We start from the raw sequence: 17,878 nt of genomic DNA on the forward strand, positions 1-17,878 counted from the left end.
CGGCTGGCACCGCAGGCTGATCCACGGAGATCGAAGAGACACCCCCTAGGGGTGCCGTCCGGGCGCGCTCAGGTCCCTGCCGGGCCGCCCGTCAGCCCTCGTCCGGCGTCCCGTATCCCCCGCCGCCCGGTGTACGCATCACCAGTACGTCGTCCACCCCGACGTCCGCCGCGTCACAGCCCGCCAGGTCCTCTCGCGAACCGTCCGCCCGCTCAAGGGAGTTGACACCCAGCGCCCCCGGGGCGCCGCCCGCCATGCCGTACGGCGCGACCCGGCGGTGGTTGGTCAGCAGGGCGACGGTCATCGGCTCCAGGAAGCGCAGCCGGCGCTCGACGCCGCAGCCGCCGTGCCAGCGGCCCCTGCCGCCGCTGCCGGCGCGCAGGGTGAAGGCGTCGACCCGGACGGGGTAGCGCCATTCCAGCACTTCGGGGTCGGTCAGCCGGGAGTTGGTCATATGGGTCTGGACGGCGTCCGCGCCGTGGAAGCCGTCGCCCGCGCCCGAGCCGCTGGCGACGGTCTCGTAGTACTGCACCCGGTCGTTGCCGAAGGTCAGGTTGTTCATGGTGCCCGAGCCCTCGGCCTGGACGCCGAGAGCGGCGTAGAGGGCGCCCGTGACCGCCTGGGAGGTCTCCACGTTTCCCGCGACGGTGGCCGCCGGGAAGACGGGGGCGAGCATCGAGCCCTCCGGGATGCGCACCCGTACGGGCTTGAGGCAGCCGCTGTTGAGCGGGATGTCGTCGGCGACCAGGGTGCGGAAGACGTACAGGACGGCCGCCATCACCACCGAGGTGGGCGCGTTGGCATTGCCGGGCAGCTGGGGTGAGGTCCCGGCGAAGTCGAGTACGGCGCTGCGGGCGGCGCGGTCGACTCTCAGCGCGACATGGATCTCGGCCCCGCTGTCGGTTTCGTAGCGGCAGCTGCCGTCCGACAGCCCCGCGATGATCCGCCGTACCGATTCCTCGGCGTTGTCCTGGACGTGCCCCATATAGGCCTGGACGACGTCCAGACCGAACTGCTCGGTCATCCGGCGCAGTTCCTCGATGCCCTTCTCGTTGGCGGCGATCTGGGCCCGCAGATCGGCGAGGTTGGCGTCCGGGGCGCGGGAGGGGTACCGGCCGGCGGTGAGCAGGTCGCGGGTGGCGCGTTCGCGCAATGCGCCGTCGCGGACCAGCAGCCAGTTGTCGAAGAGGACGCCCTCCTCCTGGATGGTGCTGCTGAAGGCGGGCATCGAGCCGGGGGTGATGCCGCCGATCTCGGCGTGATGGCCGCGGGAGGCCACCAGGAAGAGCAGCTCGGGAGGGGTGCCGGCGGGACCGTCCGGCGCGTCCTGGTCGAACACGGGGGTGACGACGGTGATGTCCGGGAGGTGGGTGCCCCCGTGGTACGGGTCGTTGACCGCATACACGTCGCCCGGCCGCATCTCCCCGCGACGACGCCTGAGCACCTCCTTGATGGACTCCCCCATCGAGCCCAGATGCACCGGAATGTGCGGGGCATTGGCGATCAGATTGCCGTCGGCGTCGAAGAGGGCACAGGAGAAGTCGAGCCGCTCCTTGATGTTGACGGAGTGTGCGGTGTTCTCCAGGCGGACGCCCATCTGCTCCGCGATGGCCATGAAGAGGCTGTTGAAGACCTCCAGCATCACCGGGTCGACTTCCGTGCCGGCCGCGACCCGGTCGGCACGCGGCCGGGTCCGGGTCAGCAGGAGGTGGCCCGCCTCGCCCGTCTCGGCCTGCCAGTCGGGGTCGAGGACCGTGGTCGCGTCCTGCTCGGCGATGATCGCCGGGCCGGTGAGGACATCGCCCGGGCGCAGGTCAGGGCGCCGGTAGAGGCCGGTGTCCTGCCACCCTCCGGCGGTGTACATCCGGACCGTCGCGGCGGGCCGCAGCTCCCCCTCCCGGCCGCCGGATCCGGCCTCGTACCCGCGTGCGCCGCCGGCCGTGCCGCGCGCCTCGACCGAGACCGCCTCGGCCACCAGCGGCTTGTCCATGGTGAAGGCGTAGCGCGTGCGGTGTGCCCGGACGAAGTCGGCGGTCATGGTGTCGGCGTCGGCCAGCGGGACGCCGATGGTGGAGTCGGTCCCGGCATAGCGGATCAGCACCCGGGCCCGCGTGGTGACCGACTCGTCCGGGACCCCGTCGTCGAGGAGTTCGCGCCGGGTCTGTCCGGCGAGCGCGTCGCAGACCTCGCGCACCCGGCTCAGCGCGTCGGGGTCGGTGAACTCCGCCTCGACGGCCTGTTCGCGCATCGCGGTGGCGTCGGCGACGCCGATGCCGTACGCGGAGAGCACCCCGGCCAGCGGGGGGATGAGCACCGTGCCGATGCCCAGCGCGTCCGCGACCGCGCAGGCGTGCTGCCCGCCGGCGCCGCCGAAGCTGGTGAGGGCGTAGCGGGTGATGTCGCGGCCGCGCTGGACGGAGATCTTCTTGACGGCGTTGGCCATGTTGAGCACGGCGATGTCGAGGAAGCCGGCCGCGACCTGCTCGGGGCCGCGGTCGTCCCCGGTCTCGGCGGCGGCCCGCGCGGCGAGCTCGGCGAAGCGGGCGCGGACCACCTCGGCGTCCAGCGGCTGGTCGCCGTCCGGTCCGAAGACCGCGGGGAAGTGGGCGGGCTGGATGCGGCCGAGCATCACCTGGGCGTCGGTGACGGTGAGCGGTCCGCCGCGGCGGTAGCAGGCCGGCCCCGGGTCCGCGCCGGCCGAGTCGGGGCCGACCCGGTAGCGGCGGCCGTCGAAGTGGAGTACGGAGCCGCCGCCGGCCGCGACGGTGTGGATGTTCATCATCGGGGCGCGCATCCGCACGCCCGCGACCTCATTGCCGAAGACCCGCTCGAACTCGCCCGCGTAGTGCGAGACATCGGTGGAGGTGCCGCCCATGTCGAAGCCGATCACCCGGTCGTGGCCGCCGGCCTCGGCGGCGCTGCGGGCCATGCCGACGACACCGCCGGCCGGGCCGGACAGCACCGCGTCCTTGCCGCGGAAGTGCGCGGCCTGCCGCAGCCCGCCATTGGACTGCAGGAACATCAGCCGGATACCGGGGAGTTCGGCGGCGATCTCGTCGACGTACCGGCCCAGGATCGGGGAGAGGTAGGCGTCGACGACGGTGGTGTCCCCGCGGGGCACCAGCTTCATCAGCGGACTGACCTCGTGCGAGCAGCTGACCTGCGCAAAGCCGGCGCGCCTGGCCAGCTCGGCGACGGCCCGCTCGTGGTCGGTGTGGCGGTAGCCGTGCAGCAGCACGACGGCGGCGCTGCGCAGGCCGTCCGCACGGGCCCGGATCAGCGCCCGGCGGACGGGGGCGGCGTCCAGCGGCCGCACGAGTTCGCCGTGTGCGCCGATCCGCTCCGGTACCTCGATCACCCGGTCGTAGAGCGCCTCGGGCAGCACGATGTGCCGGTCGAAGATCCGCGGCCGGTTCTGGTAGGCGATCCGCAGGGCGTCCCGGAAGCCTTCGGTGGTCAGCAGGACGGTCGGCTCGCCCTTGCGCTCCAGCAGGGCGTTGGTGGCGACGGTGGTGCCCATCTTGACGACGGAGACCCGCTCGGCGGGCACCGGTTCGTCCGGGCCGAGCCCCAGCATCATCCGGATGCCGGCCACCGCGGCGTCCCGATAGCGCTCGGGGTGGTGCGAGAGCAGCTTGCCGGTGACCAGCCGCCCGTCCGGCCGCCTGCCGACGACGTCCGTGAACGTGCCGCCGCGGTCGATCCAGAACTCCCAGCGCCCGGTCATCCTGCCATTGTCGCAGCGCCCTTCACGGTCCCGGCGGTTTTCCCCAGCGCCGCGCCGCCCGGCTCGGTCAGGGCGGCCAGCGCGGTACGGGTGGCGCGCTCGGCCGCGGCGTCCAGCAGCCGGCCGGAGCCGGCCACCCCGTGCCGGCACTCCTTCAGGGCCAGGGCGAGCAGGCCGGGCAGCAGGTCCGTGCACCGGTCGGCGACCCAGCGGGTGCCGCGGGTCGCCATCCACACGGCCGATCCGGCGCGGGTCGGCGGCGGGCCGTCGAGGGTGAGCGGGGGCGGCGGGCCGACGGGCAGGCCGGCGGCGGCGAGCGCCGCATGGAAGCCGCGGGCCAGCAGCCGGTGGCCGCGCTCGCTGGGGTGCAGCCGGTCCACGCTCCACGAGGCCCGCTCGGCGACCCAGCGGTGGTCGGCGAGGTGCAGATGCACGCCCTGGTAGCGGGCGGACACCGCATGGACCACGGTGTTGACCGCATGCATCCGGCGGGCGAGCGGACGGGCCAGCGGCCCGGGTAGCCCCAGCATCCGGCCGGGGTCGGGCAGACAGGCCGTCAGCACCACGGCTCCGTCGGCGCTCAGCGCGCCATGGGCCCGGTCCAGCGCGGCCGTGACCCGCTCGATGGCGAAGGCGGCGCGCAGGGTGTCGTTCGCCCCGACGATCAGTGAGGCGAACCGCGGACGCAGCTCGCGTGCCAGCGGCAGCTGCCGCTCGGCCACGTCCGCCGTCTGTGCGCCGCTGCACGCCAGGTTCACCAGCTCCACACCGCCCGGCCGCTCCCCCAGCGCCCCGGCGAGCAGGGCGGCCCAGCCGCGCCAGCCGCCGTCCGCCAGGGGGTCGCCGAGCCCTTCGGTCAGCGAGTCACCGAGCGCGACGAAACGGGCCGGGGCCGGGGAGCGGTCGCCGGCCGCCGGCCCCTCCCACCTCACCGTCGCCACCCGCCCCTCGGACCGGCCGGGTACGGCGCGGCCGCGGCGGCGAGCGGACGCGCCAGCGGTGCGGGCGCATCGTGCGCCGCGAGGAAGGCGTCGACGGCGGGCTGCCAGCCGTAGCCCTCGGCCCGCCGGCGGGCGGCCGCGCGCCGGGCGGGCTCGGGCCGGGCCAGCACCCGCTGGACGGCATCGGCGTACGAGGGCCCGTCGTCGAGGGCCGTGTCGCCGCCGCTGCCGACGAGACCGGCGAGCGCCGAGGCCGCGCTGGCGACCACCGGCGTGCCGCAGGCGAGCGCCTCCAGGGCGGCCAGCCCGAACGTCTCGGCCGGTCCGGGCGCCAGCGCGACATCGGCGGCGGCCTGCAGCGCGGCGAGGCGGGGCCGATCGGCGAGGTGCCCGAGGAACGCCGCGGGCAGCCGCTCGTCCCGGGCCCGGGCCTCCAGACGGGTGCGCAGCGGCCCGTCACCGACCACCACCAGGGCCGCGTCGACCCCACGCCGGCGGAGCTGGGCCAGGGCGTCCAGGGCCCGCCCCGGCCGCTTCTCCTGCGACAGCCGGGAGCAGAGCAGCAGCAGGACCTCCGCCCGGCCCGCGCTGCGCCGGCGCAGCGCGGCGCTGCGGCAGTCCGGGTGCCAGGCGTCGAGATCGACCCCGAGCGGTGCGCGCACCACGTTGCGCGCGCCGACCCGGGTGAACTCCGCCGCCGCCCACTCGGTGGTGCACACGACCCGGCTGTAGGCGTGCGCCGTACGGGTGTTGAGCCGGTCCGCGGCGGCCCGGGCGAGCGGCTGCGGGACGCCCCAGGTCCGCAGCACCCCATCCACGCTCTCGTGCGAGACCATCATCGCGGGCACCCGGGCCCGGCGCGCCCACTCCCCCGTCCAGCGCAGCGTCGTACGGTCGGAGACCTCCAGCCGGTCGGGGGCCAGCGCGTGCAGCAGCCGCTGCAGCCGGGGGCGGTCGGTGAGCATGCGGTAGCCGCCGCTGCCCGGCAGTTCCGGCCCGGGCAGGGTGATCACCCGCCCCTGTGCGGTGTCCTCGTCGTGGATCCGGGCCGTCGTGCCCGTCCCGTCCGGCCGCGGCGGTCCGGGCACGATGAGCACCGGCTCGTGGCCGGCGGCCCGGTAACCCGCGCCGAGTTCGCGCAGTGCCGTGCGCAGCCCGCCGGAGGCCGGGGTGACGAAGTTGGCGATCCGGACGATGCGCAGGCCGGAGCCGTGCCGCGCGGTCATGCCGCCACCGCCGTCCGGTCGCTGAGCACGGCCTCGTAGTGGGCCAGCAACTGGTCGCCCACCGCCTCCCAGGTGCGCTGCGCGACAGCGCTGCGGGCCGCGACACCGTACCGGGCGCGCAGCTCGGCGCTGCCCCCCAGGAAGCGCACCGCGTCCCGGAAGGCCGCGCCGTCGCCCGGTGTCACCAGCAGCCCCGTACGGCCGTGGTCCACCAGGTCGAGCGGGCCGCCCGCGCGCGGCGCCACCACCGGCACACCCGAGGCCATCGCCTCCTGCACGGTCTGGCAGAAGGTCTCATACGGCCCGGTGTGCACGAAAACGTCCAACGAGGCGTAAAGGCGGGCGAGTTCGTCGCCGGTGCGGCGGCCCATGAAGCGGACCTCCGGCAGCGCGGCCCGCAGCCCGGCGGCGCTGGGGCCGTCGCCGATGACGACGGTACGGACGCCCGGCAGCCGCGAGGTCTCGGCCAGCAGCCGGACGTCCTTCTCCGGCGCCAGCCGTCCCACGTAGCCCACCAGCAGCTCCCGCCCCGCGGCCAGCGAGCTGCGCAGCACCGCGTCGCGCCGCCCGGGGTGGAACCGTTCGGAGTCGACACCGCGCGGCCACAGATGCACCCGCGGCACACCGTGCTCGGTCAGGTCCAGCAGGGCGGCGCTGGACGGCGCCAGGGTGCGGTCGGCGGCGGCATGCACCGCCTTGATGCGCCGCCAGGCCGTGGCCGCACCGCCGCCGAGGTAGGTACGGGCATAACGGCCCAGGTCGGTCTGGTACACGGCGATCGCGGGCACCCGCTGCCGGGTGGCGGCGGCCATCGCGCGGGCACCGAGGACGAAGGGACTGGCGAGGTGCACCACGTCGGGGCGGTGCTCGGCGAGCGCGGCGGACAGCCGCCGTCCGGGGAGCGCGATCCGCACCTGCGGATAGCCGGGCAGCGGCACCGAGGGCACGCGGACCACGGGGCAGGGGCTCTCCTGGGTAGCGGAGGTCGGCGCGGCGCCGCCGAGCGGTGCGATGACGAGCGGATCATGACCGCGCCGGACGAGGTGCCGGGCGGTTTCCAGGGCGCAGTGGGCTACGCCGTTGACATCGGGCGGGAAGGATTCGGTGACGAGGGCGACACGCATACGGCTGTTCTCGGCGTGCCGTGCGTGGAGGGGACCAAGGGGATCTTTCCAGCCGGGGAACGTCCCGTGCACGTTGTCGCCTGGCGGCCGTTGCGCTTTGCGGCGCCGCCGCACGTTGTCGGCTTTCCCGCCGTGGTGGTTTGTCGCCGTTGCGCTTTGCGGCGCGCCCGCACGTTTTCGGCTGTCCCGCCGTGGGTGTGGCTCGCCGTTGCGCCTGGCGGCGGGCGTGGGTGGTCGGGTGCGGTGCCGCTCCTCCGGACTTCGTCCTGCGGCACGGCCCCTCCCGTGAGTGGGAGGAAACAGGCCGGTGGGGGTGCTTGTAGGTGGTCTGGTGCGCCTCGTCGGTCGCAGCGAACTGGCTACGAGTGGCCAGCCCCCACCCACCGTCACTCACTCCATCCACGGGAGGGGACGGGCCGGAGGGGCCGGTGTGTGGGACGTAAAGCGAAGCAGTCCCACACACCGGCCCCGGAGGCCCGTCACCGCACCCGACACCCACCCAGCCCGCCGCAGGCGCAACGGCGAGACGAAACACGGCGGGACAGCCGACAACGTGCGGCGGCGCCGCAAAGCGCAACGGCGAGCAACACCCACGGCGGGAAAGCCGACAACGTGGGAGGACCCTAGGACTCTGGTCCGATTCGGCTGCGGACGGCCGTCTGTACCTCGGCCTCCTCCGCCGGGTCGGCGGCAAGGCGGCGGAGTTGTTCGACGACCCGGTCGTCGCCCGTGGCAGCGTGCCGGGCGGCCAGTTCGCGGGTGGTCTCCTCGCAGTCCCACAGGCACTCGACGGCGAAGCCGGCCGCGAACCCGGGATCGGTGGCGGCGAGCGCGGCGGCGGCCCGGCCGCGGAGGTGGGAGGAGGACGTTTCGCGGTAGATGTGCCGCAGGACGGGGGCGGCGCAGCCGACGCCGAGCCGTCCGGTGCCGTCGACCAGCTCCCACAGGCCGTCCGCGTCCGGGCCCTCCTCGCGCACGGTACGGCGCAAGGCGGCCAGGACGAGTTCGGTGTCGTGGAGCCCGCCGCGGCGGGCGAGCATCGCGGCGGCGGACGCACCCAGCCGGTCCCCGCGCGCCGCCCAGCCGCGGGCCCGCTCGACCACGGCCACGCTGCGCATCCGCGCGAACGAGGCGAGGGCGGCGGAGACCAGCAGCTCACTGGAGAGGGGGCAGCCGACCGCGGCCTCGATCAGATCGAGCGCCTCCACCTCGCCGCACGCGGCGAGGTGGTGGAGCGCGGCGGCGCGCGCCGCGTCCGGTGCAGTACGGGCGGCACGCAGCAGGTCGGGCCGGTCCTCGGGCCCGGCGACGGCGCCCAGGCAACGGGCGGCGGCGCGGTACCGGTGCTCCTCGGGCTCCAGCTCCAGCCCCTCCTGGGCCCACTGGAGGATCTCGGACACGCTCCAGCCGGGGCGCGGCCCGCGGGGCCGCAGCTGCCGCTGCCAGCGGTCGAAGGACCCCTGTTCCCCGGCGGCGGCCAGTCGCGCACCGTAACGGGGATCCTCGGCCCACAGCCGCCAGGGCCGAGGCTCGAAGGCGTCGCGGACCGCGGCGGCCAGCTCGGCCTCGCCCTCCTCGGTCTCGGGGAAGCGGGCGAGGACGGCGGGGGCGAGGGTCATCAGCCCGGCGTCGTCGTCACGCAGCGCAAGCTCGTCCAGGGCCCAGCGCCAGTTGCTGCCGGCCGCGGCGTAGCTGCGCAGCAGCAGACGGGCGGCGTCCCGGCCGTACGCGGCGAGGTGGCCGAGGACGGCGAGGGCCAGACCGGTGCGCTCCTCGCCCGTGTCGACGAGGTCGTCGGGGTGGAAGAGGTGGCGTTCGATCTCCTCGAGCCCGCCGTCGAGCTGCATGTAGAGGCGCGCGTAGTAGAGCGAGCGGTTCTCGACCTGCCAGTCACGGCGGGGGTCGCGCAGCACGCTGTCGTTGAGTGCCGCGAGCGCCTCGGCCCGCGGCGCCGCGAGGGCATGCAGGGTCCCGTCGCCGCGGCCTCGCTGCAGGAGGCCGAGCAGGGTGCCACTGGGCGCTATGTCTGGATCGAACATGAGGTCAGCATCCGGTGCGGGGGGCGGGCTGGCAACGGGATTTCCGCTGACCGGCATTCTTGCCGGTGACCACGGGCCGTATGCCTCGTTCCCACCATGGATCGGGGAGAACACCTGGCGTACGGCGGCCGAAGCCTAGCCTGGAAGCCGTCATTCCGCCGATTCGAGCCGGAGATACCCCGAAACGCCGGGGGCATATGCCGGGTGCACCACCGTATCGGGTAGTGCCAAATCCCTTACGGACGGTCGCTGCCTGTGCAACAGTCGTTACCGGCCTTCAGCCCGGCGCCGCCTGATCACGGAGTACGTTATGCCGTCCCCTCTCTTCGCGGATCACTCAGCAGACCGGCCCCCCGAGCGCGACGCGGTCGAGGCACTCATCACGCAGGCCCGCCGCCTGCGCGGTGGTCTCGACGCGGTGCGCCGGGAGTCCGCGGTGGACACCGGCCTCGCCCCCGACCCGCAGCTGCGCTGGCAGCGGGCGCTGTGCGATCTCGCCGCGCACCACCTCGACGACCTCGGGGGCCATCTCGACCAGCTGAGAGAGGGCCTGCCCACCGAGAGTGACGACGACGGCACCCCGGAGGCCGAGCTGCCGGCCGCCCCACCGGAGCCTGCGCCCCACGAGCGCGGCGCGCTGCTGCGCCGGGTCGGCAGCGCCGAGTGGAATCTGCTCACCGACGAGGTCAGCTGGTCCGACGAACTGTTCGCGATGTTCGGCCGGGCCCCGTCCGACGGCCCGCTCACCCTCGACGAGCTGCCGTCCCTGGTGCACTCCGAGGACCAGGAGAGGCTGGCCGCCATGGTCACCGACTGTCTGGTGGACGGCCGGCCGATCGACGGCGAATTCCGCATCGTGCGGCCGGACGGCAGCCGGCGCACGGTGCACATGGTGGGCGAGCCGGTGCTCGACGCCGACGGCTGTACCGCATGCATGTGGGCCGTGCTGCGGGACGTCAGCGAGCTGCGCCGAAGCCAGCAGGCGGTACGCGAGACCCGTGACTCGCTCCACCGCCAGCGGCAGATCGCGCAGACCGAGCACCGGCTTGCGGTCGAGCTGCAGGAGGCCGTGCTACCGCCATGGCGCGGCTCCCTGCGGTTCCCGCAAGGCGGTCCGGTCGCCCTCGACCTCGCCGGGCGCTATCTGCCGTCCGGCACCCCCGCCCTGATCGGCGGCGGCTGGTACGACGCACTGCAACTCCCCGACGGCCAGACGCTGTTAAGCGTCGGCGATCTCACCGGGCATGGCGTCACCGCCACGTCCGGAATGGCGATGGTGCTCGGCGCGCTGCGCGGGATGGCGGTCGCCGGTCACCGGCCGGGGCCCCTGATGGCTCTCCTCAATCAACTGCTGGACACCGCCGCCCAGCCGGCCCTCGGCAGCGCGGTGTGCGGCTGGTTCGACCCCGAGACGCGCACGCTGGAGTGGGCCCAGGCCGGACACCCCGCACCGCTGCTGTTCCGCCGCGGCACGGGGCGCGCGCTGGACCCACCCGAGGGCGTACTCCTCGGGGCGACCTCGGGTGCGGCCTACACCCAGCACACCGAGCAACTGGAGCCCGGCGACCTGCTCGTCCTGCACACCGACGGTCTCGTGCCGCGCCGTGCACCGGGCGGGGAGGCCGCCCATGAGGGTGCCGAGCGGCTGCTCGCCCTGGCGCCTCGGTTCGCCGCCGCCCGCAGTGCGCAGGACAGTGTCCGCATCGTCGTCGAGGAGTTCGGCAGCGCCGAGCGCGAGGACGACGCCTGTGTGCTGATCGCCCGGGTCGGCGACTGACCCACACCCCACCGGCTGAGGACGGCCCGGCGGATCCTTCGCCGGCCGCCCCGGAAGCCTCGGCGGGCGGACCCTCGGTGGACGGATGGGGCGGCGACGGATGAGACGGCGGGGCGTAGCACGCTCCGTCCTCTCTCCCGTCCTCCTGGCGCACGGATGACGCAGCGGCACCCTCGCGGGCACCTGCCGTCTCAGGCCGAGAAGTTCCCGCTGAGGCCCGTTCCGATGCCGGGGCCCAGACCCGATCCCTTGGTCTTCGGCTTCGCCTTCGGCAGGACATGCTGGAGCTCCTCACGCAGGTCCTGGATTTTGGCGAAATTCGCATACTGGCCCGTGAGCCGGAACATCTCCCGCAGCCGGTCCCAGGTGCGATGGGAAGAGTTCTCCCCGATGGAGACCAGCGCCAGCCGGGCGTAGCGGTCGGCCTGCTCGGGGTCGTCGCCGATGAAGCAGGCCGATGCCATCGAGATGTAGTCGAAGATCTGGGACCGCTGACGGCCGTTCTCCCGCAGCCGCAGCGCCTGCTTGGCGTGGTGCTGGGCGATCCTGGCGGCGGCAGGATCGTGGTCGGCGAGGGTACGGAACGCCAGCGCCTGCATGCCGTGCAGATCCGCCTCGTCGAACATCTGCATCCAGCACGGCGGCGGCACATCGCCCTTGTCCGAGACGAACAGCTCCTCCGCCTCGCCCAGGGTGCGGCGCATCGCCTGGCCGTGGCCCTTGGACGCCTGCGCCCAGGCCTCGATGGTGTGCAGCATGGCGCGGGTGCGAGGCAGGTTCTCTTCGCCGGAGCCGGACTTGGCCAGCTTCATCAGGTCCAGCGCATCGTCGGGGCGGCCCAGATGGACCATCTGACGGGCGGCGCGGGAGAGTGCCTCACCGGCGCGTGGGCGGTCGCCGCCCTCGCGCGCCGCATGCGCCGCGATGATGAAGTACTTCTGGGCGGTGGGCTCCAGGCCCACGTCGTGGGACATCCAGCCGGCCAGTACTGCGAGGTTGGCGGCCACCCCCCACAACCGGCGCTGCAGATGGTCGGGGTGGCGGTAGGCGAGCATCCCGCCGACCTCGTTGAGCTGGCCCACCACGGCCTTGCGCTGCAGCCCGCCACCGCGGGCCGCGTCCCAGGCGCGGAACACCTCGACCGAGCGCTCCAGCGCATCGATCTCCTGGGACCCCACGGGGGCCGCCTCGTAGCGGTCGAGGCCGATCTGGTCGAATTCGTCGGCGGATTCGGTGGCGAACGGGTGGGTGGGGCGGGGGGCACCGGCCGGGGCCGGGTCGGTGTGCAGCCAGTCGTACATGGCGCCGGTGAGTGCGGAGCCCGCGGCGAGTGCGGCGCCCGCACCCACCAAGCCGCGTCGGTTGAGCATGAGGTCCATTCCCGTGAATTCCGTGAGGACCGCAGCGGTCCGTTCGGGAGCCCACGGCAGACCGTCCAGGGCCTGCCGCTTCCCCGAGCGACCGGTTCTTGCGAACCCGAGGTCCTCGATGGTTACGACACGGCCGAGGCGCTCGGTGAACAGGGAAGCCAGAACCTTGGGCACCGGATCGCGCGGGGTCTCCCCCATGTCGATCCAGCGCCGCACTCGCGAGGTGTCGGTCGCCAGCTGCGGATGGCCCATGGCCGCCGCCTGCCGGTTGACCAGTCTCGCCAGCTCGCCTTTGGACCAGCCGGCCAGACCGAAAAGGTCCGCGAGACGGGTGTTCGGCTGCCTGTCCACGTCAAGCCCCCAGGTTCCTCGACTGAGTTGACAGTAACGGCCGGTGACAGGGGCTGTGGGCATTCGCCAGGGTTCGCCAGGGTGCGCCAGATGGTCTGCCACCCGCCGCCACGTGTTCTGTAGACGTGCCGCCCCCGGCCTGGTGGCGGGACCGCATTCCCCAGGGTGCGCGCCCTGCACAGGGACCCTGGATCGGCCTCCTGCACGGGGCCCGTTCACGGGTTCCCACCACCGGGCCGGGGAGCGCACGCAACTCGCCGGCGCACGAAGGGATCTGTTTCACCCATGTATGCAGCATCGTCCGCCGTGACCGCCCCCACCCGGCCGCACCGTCCGCACCCCACCGGAAGCGGGCCGTATCTCGACCCCGCCCCTTCCGCGGGGACGGTCACCGGCCTCCCCGGCGGCCGGACCCGGCGGGCGTACGGAACGGGGACCCAGCCGCTCAGCGGGAGGCTCGATCTGTCCGGCCCCCAGGGCGCCCAGCTGCGCGCCGCCGTCGCCTCGGTGCACCGCATCTGCCCGGAGTTCAATCCGGTGCAGGTGCTGCGCCGGAGCGGCAAATCCGTCCTGCTGGTGGGCACCACGGGCCGGATGACCGCAGTCGCCAAGTGTTTACTGGACCAGTCCCCCGCATGGGCGGAACGCTTCCGGCAGGAAATAAGTGCATACCGCGCATTCGTCCGGCATCGTCCGCCGGTTCGGGTGCCGCGGCTTGTGGCGGCCGACCCCGACAACTGCACCCTGATCGTGGAGCGGATGCCCGGCCGGGTCGCCGCCCTGACCCGGCACCCGTCCGAAGCGCCTCCCCGCGCGGACGTCCGCGCCGCGCTCGGTGCGATCTGCCGGATCAACCTGTGGCGTCCGCCGGCCGGGCTGTTCGACGCCCCGCTGGACTACGCGGGCCGGATCGGCCGCTACCACGACCTCGGGCTGCTCACCGACCGGGACCTGGGCGATCTGCAGAAGCTGCTGCACGGTCTCTCGCACACCCAGGGCCAGTTCTGTCACGGCGATGCGCTGCTCAACAACGTGCTGCTGTCCCCCGCCGGCCCGGTGCTGCTCGACTGGGACCACGCGGGCTGGTATCTGCCGGGCTACGACCTGGCGACGCTCTGGTCGGTGCTCGGTGACGCGCCGGTGGCCCGCCGCCACATCAGCCAGCTCGCGCAGAACGCCGGCCCGGCCTCGCGGGACGCCTTCCTGGTGAATCTGATGCTGGTGCTCACCCGCGAGATCCGGCGCTATGAGACCGCGGTCCAGCGGACCATGCACGAACCCGCGCCGACGGGGACACCGGGCCCGGGACAACCCGGTATGCCCGCGGCGGGCGAGGAGCAGCGGCTGCTCCTGCGCCGGCTGCACGACGACTGCCAGATGGCACGCCGTGCGGTACGGGCGGCGGTCGGCACCCGCTGACCGTCGAGGGGGTGCCGGCACAGCCCCGCCCTGCTCGCTCTGCGAGCGGATGAACGGGGCTGTGCCGGCACCCCCTCGGGGGATGGTGAGCGGCGCGTCCGGGCACGGGACGCGCCGCTCAGCCATGTGCGCCGGTCCGGTCGGCGCTCTTTTCGGCCCTCCCCGCGCCCGGTCATTGGTCCATTCCACTGACGCCGCGCAGGCCCGGCACGGGTCCGGGAAGACTCCTCGTGAGACGCCCCGACATGCGACATCCCGACCTGGCATGGTGATTGACGGACCGTCGGCACAGATATAGCTCTGGGTCGACGGGGGCTCTAGTCTCGGGTCCCGCCCGTGCGGCCGTTTGCGCACCCACCGTCACACCGCCCCGGCTCGGGCCGGCTCGAGGAGGTTGCTTTGCGAGGATCCGCCCCGGAAGACGAGAAGAGATTCCACCGCCCCGCCCTGCGCAGATCCGTCACCGCCGTCGCGGCGGCGGTACTGCTGCTGCCGCTCTCGGGAACGCCGTCCGCCACTGCCGGGCAGCCCCGGACGGACCGGCTCCAGCAGGCGTTCACGGATGCCGCCGCCCACTTCCATGTGCCGCGCAGTGTGCTGCTCGGCGTCTCCTACCTGGAGTCCCGCTGGGACGGCCACGGCGGCGCGCCCAGCGTCTCCGGGGGCTACGGCCCGATGCATCTGACCGACGCCCGTACGGCCCTGGCCCGGACGCCGGAGTTCAGCACGGGGGACGAGGACGCCCGCGGTGACGACTCCCGGCCGCTGAAGAGGCCGGCCGCCCCGGCGAAGCGGGCCGCGCTGCCCGCCGAACTCCCCGCCCGGCTGCGTACCTTGGCGACGGCCGCCGAGCTGACCGGACTGCCGGCCGAGAAGCTGCGGACCGACCCCGGGGCGAACGTGCTCGGCGGCGCCGCGCTGCTCGCTGCGGAGCAGCACAAGCTGGGGCGGTCCGCGTCCGGTGATCCGGCCCGGTGGTACACGGCCGTGGCGCGCTACGGCGGCCAGAACGATGCCCGCGCCGGCCAGGCCTTCGCGGACGAGGTGTACGAGGTGATGCGCCGCGGCCAGTCGCGCACCACCGACGCGGGGCAGCGGGTCACGCTGGCCGCATCGCCGCGGCTGGCCCCCGATGCCGCGCAGCAGAAACGTCTCGGCACGCCGTCCGACCGGGCCGCAGCGCGCAAGCTGGAGTGCCCGTGGACCGTCGCCTGCGAGTCGGTGCCGGCGCCGTACGAGGAGTTCGGCGACGGGGACTACGGCAACCACGACAAGGCGGACCGGCCCGAGGACCAGCGGGTGCGCGCCATCGTCATCCATGACACCGAGGGATCGTGGGAGACCACGCTGAAGCTGATCAAGGACCCGACCTATGTGTCCTGGAACTACACGATCCGCTCCTCGGACGGGCTGATCGCCCAGCATGTGCCCACCAAGGACGTCGCCTGGCACGCGGGCAACTGGTACATCAACTCGCACTCCGTCGGTATCGAGCACGAGGGGTTCCTCGCCGCGCCGGACGCCTGGTACACGGAGGCGATGTACCGTGCCTCGGCCCGTCTGGTGAAGTATCTGAGCCGCAAGTACGACGTACCGCTCGACCGCCAGCACATCCTGGGCCACGACAACGTGCCCGGCACGACCCCGGCCACGATCCCGGGCATGCACACCGACCCCGGGCCGTACTGGGACTGGGCGCACTACTTCACCCTGCTGGGCAAGCCGTTCCGGGCCACCGCGGGCGCGCGGGGCGGGCTGGTCACCATCCGCCCCGACTACGACCGGAACCAGCCCGCGTACACCGGCTGTGAGAAGCCCGGAGAGGCCTGTGCGCCGCACGGCTCCACGGCGGTCCGGCTGTACACCGCGCCCAGCGAGAGCGCGCCCCTGGTCAGGGACATCGGGCTGCATCCGGACGGCAGCGACTCGACGACCGGGGTGAACGACACCGGTGCCCGGGCCACGACGGGCCAGCAGTTCGCGGTGGCGGACCGGGACGGCGACTGGACGGCGATCTGGTACCTCGGGCAGCGGGCGTGGTTCCGCAATCCGCACGGCCACCGGGTGGCGGTGAACGCGAAGGGGCTGGTCGCGACGCCGAAGGACGGCCGCTCGGAGATCCCGGTCTACGGCCGCGCGTACCCGGAGAAGGAGGCCTATCCGGCCGGGGTGCCGTACCAGTCGGTCGCCCCGCTGCCGTACAAGATCGCCGCCGGCCAGGAGTACGCCGTCGGGGGCCGGATGCGGGGCGACTACTTCTACGCCCCTACCTTCGACCTGTCCAAGCACGCGATCGTGCGCGGCGAGGACGTCTACTACGAGATCCAGCTCGGGCACCGGGTCGGCTATGTGCGGGCGGCCGATGTCGAGGTGCGGCGCTCGGGCTCCTAGGGCAGGACACCCAGGGGTGCAACTGGGGCTGCGACGACCGGGTACCGGTCGGGTGAACGCCTCGCGCCCGGTGGACGGAATCCGTCCACCGGGCGCGATCGTGTCCGCTCCGTACTGCGCCGGGAGGTCAGCCCTGCTGGAAGAGCTCCGCCGGCAGCGGCTTGAGCAGGGCGTAGAGGTCGTCGGTGATCGGCCGGTCCCAGCTGGCGATGGTGACCAGCACACCGTCGCTGCGGTCGAACTGGGCGCAGGAGATCCGGCTCTCGGAGCACTTGATGCGCTTGACGATCAGCAGGTTGTCCTCGTGCATCACGGGGGTGTCCTCGCTCTCGACGACCGTCACCGGCTCGTCGTTGCCGAGCGCCGCCAGCAGCTGTGCCACCTCGAAGGGCACCTGGTCGTCCGCCAGCTCGCGGGCCGGGGAGCCCTCCGGCAGATTGCCGATGATCATCGCGGGGCCGCGGCCGCCGAACAGGTCGTAACGGAGGAAGACGCCCTGGCAGGTGCCGTCGGGCGCGGGCAGCAGCCCGGCTCCGAGGTTGCCCGGCCAGTCCCCGGGGTCCATGGCGAGGACGTCGAAGTCAGGCCCGGCGGGCGTGGCTGAGCTGCGGCGGCGGAGGAAGGACATGCCGCCATCGTACGTGGCCCGGGCGGGCGCGCCGCGCCGACGTCGGGGGCGGGCGACGCCCCGTCGCAGCGCCGTCGGCCGCCGTACTGCCGCTGGTCAGGCCTGGTCGGCCAGCGCGCGGAGCCGGCGCAGCGCCTCGTCGGCCGCGGCATACGGCACAAAGAGGTGATCGTGGTGGAAACCGGCGACGACATTGCAGCTGAAACCGGCCTGGGCGAGTGCGGTGGCGACGGCGGCGGTGAGTCCGACGGCGTCCAGTGCGGAGTGCACCCGCAGGGTGATCCAGGCGGCGACATAGTCGTAGGCCAGGCCCGCCCGGTCGGCCTCTTCCTGGTGGACGACCAGGGTGCGGCCCTCGGGCTCGGTGACGGTGACCACCGGTGTCAGCCCTTCGGGGACCGCGCCGGGCACGGTGGTGAAGACGTAGCGGCCGGCGTTGAGCTCGGGCCGCATTCCGCTCAGCAAGGTCCTCAGATCACGTTCGCCGGTCATGTCGGCCAGCCTACGGGGCGGTGCGGCGTGTGCGGCGTCTCGTGGTGGTGGGCGGCCGGGGCGGGGGGGTCGCAGGAGGGGGGTACGGTGCCGATACCGCCCGACCGTGACCGCCAGCGGGCCGCTCGACGGCCTCGCAACAACGCCCTGCCCGCCGTCCCCGAAGCGCTGTGCGGGCTGCCGTTGCTGCGCTGGATCGACCTGCGCGGCAACCGGATCGAGGCGGTGCCGCCCTGGATGGCGCTGCTCCCGTCGCTGGAGAAGTTGGATCTGCGCTGGAACGCGGTGGAGGACACGGCGGAACCGGTCCTGGCACTACGGGAGAAGGGGTGTGTGGTCCTCACCTGACCTGACGGGCTCGACCGCACGGGTGGGGTCGAGCCGGCCGGGCAG

11 protein-coding genes and 1 pseudogene are annotated in these 17,878 nt (G+C 73.7%); 4 read left to right on the top strand and 8 right to left on the bottom strand.

Translation table 11 applies throughout. The features are described from left to right. Positions 1-91 precede the first annotated feature (91 nt). The 5 genes from BKA18_RS04320 to BKA18_RS04340 all read right to left on the bottom strand — a co-directional run bounded on the left by BKA18_RS04320 (position 92) and on the right by BKA18_RS04340 (position 9,057). A complete protein-coding gene (locus BKA18_RS04320; RefSeq protein ID WP_366048476.1) occupies positions 92-3,727 on the bottom strand; it encodes a hydantoinase B/oxoprolinase family protein in 3,636 nt (1,211 codons plus the stop codon). Continuing rightward, a complete protein-coding gene (locus BKA18_RS04325; protein WP_366048477.1) occupies positions 3,724-4,668 on the bottom strand; it encodes an SGNH/GDSL hydrolase family protein in 945 nt (314 codons plus the stop codon). Before BKA18_RS04325 ends, BKA18_RS04320 begins: the two co-directional genes overlap by 4 nt. Next, positions 4,656-5,894: a glycosyltransferase gene (locus BKA18_RS04330; protein WP_366048478.1), complete on the bottom strand. Its 1,239-nt coding sequence runs from the start codon at positions 5,892-5,894 to the stop codon at positions 4,656-4,658. Before BKA18_RS04330 ends, BKA18_RS04325 begins: the two co-directional genes overlap by 13 nt. Beyond that, a complete protein-coding gene (locus BKA18_RS04335; RefSeq protein ID WP_366048479.1) occupies positions 5,891-7,018 on the bottom strand; it encodes a glycosyltransferase family 4 protein in 1,128 nt (375 codons plus the stop codon). The genes BKA18_RS04330 and BKA18_RS04335 overlap by 4 nt, the downstream gene beginning before the upstream one ends. 623 nt (positions 7,019-7,641) lie before the next feature. Continuing rightward, positions 7,642-9,057 carry a HEAT repeat domain-containing protein gene (locus tag BKA18_RS04340; RefSeq protein ID WP_366047425.1) on the bottom strand — a complete coding sequence of 472 codons (1,416 nt, stop codon included), beginning with the start codon at positions 9,055-9,057 and terminating at the stop codon, positions 7,642-7,644. 310 nt (positions 9,058-9,367) lie between these two features. Here BKA18_RS04340 and BKA18_RS04345 point away from each other — a divergent pair, with 310 nt between their 5' ends. After that, positions 9,368-10,834: a PP2C family protein-serine/threonine phosphatase gene (locus tag BKA18_RS04345; protein ID WP_366047426.1), complete on the top strand. Its 1,467-nt coding sequence runs from the start codon at positions 9,368-9,370 to the stop codon at positions 10,832-10,834. A 191-nt stretch (positions 10,835-11,025) separates the two neighbouring features. Here BKA18_RS04345 and BKA18_RS04350 read toward each other — a convergent pair whose 3' ends face one another. Beyond that, positions 11,026-12,555, bottom strand: a complete 1,530-nt coding sequence (locus BKA18_RS04350) for a DNA-binding protein NsdB (RefSeq protein ID WP_366047427.1) — start codon at positions 12,553-12,555, stop codon at positions 11,026-11,028. 285 nt (positions 12,556-12,840) lie between these two features. Between BKA18_RS04350 and BKA18_RS04355 the strand changes: the two genes are divergently transcribed. After that, positions 12,841-13,974, top strand: a complete 1,134-nt coding sequence (locus tag BKA18_RS04355; RefSeq protein WP_006607184.1) for an aminoglycoside phosphotransferase family protein — start codon at positions 12,841-12,843, stop codon at positions 13,972-13,974. 399 nt (positions 13,975-14,373) lie between these two features. After that, positions 14,374-16,365 (top strand): N-acetylmuramoyl-L-alanine amidase, encoded by a 1,992-nt coding sequence (locus BKA18_RS04360; protein ID WP_366047428.1) that lies wholly within the window; start codon positions 14,374-14,376, stop codon positions 16,363-16,365. A 127-nt stretch (positions 16,366-16,492) separates the two neighbouring features. Here BKA18_RS04360 and BKA18_RS04365 read toward each other — a convergent pair whose 3' ends face one another. Continuing rightward, a complete protein-coding gene (locus BKA18_RS04365) occupies positions 16,493-16,993 on the bottom strand; it encodes a hypothetical protein (RefSeq protein WP_006607186.1) in 501 nt (166 codons plus the stop codon). Positions 16,994-17,089: 96 nt separating this feature from the next. Further along, the gene (locus BKA18_RS04370; protein ID WP_366047429.1) at positions 17,090-17,485 is read right to left on the bottom strand and encodes an ACT domain-containing protein; all 396 of its coding nucleotides are present in this window, start codon (positions 17,483-17,485) and stop codon (positions 17,090-17,092) included. Between the two features lie 135 nt (positions 17,486-17,620). Between BKA18_RS04370 and BKA18_RS04375 the strand changes: the two are divergent. Next, positions 17,621-17,833, top strand: a pseudogene (locus tag BKA18_RS04375) (leucine-rich repeat domain-containing protein); the annotation flags it as partial. Positions 17,834-17,878: the final 45 nt, after the last annotated feature.

Source organism: Streptomyces auratus (genome assembly GCF_050433025.1).
GTDB classification, from domain to species: Bacteria; Actinomycetota; Actinomycetes; order Streptomycetales; family Streptomycetaceae; genus Streptomyces; species Streptomyces sioyaensis.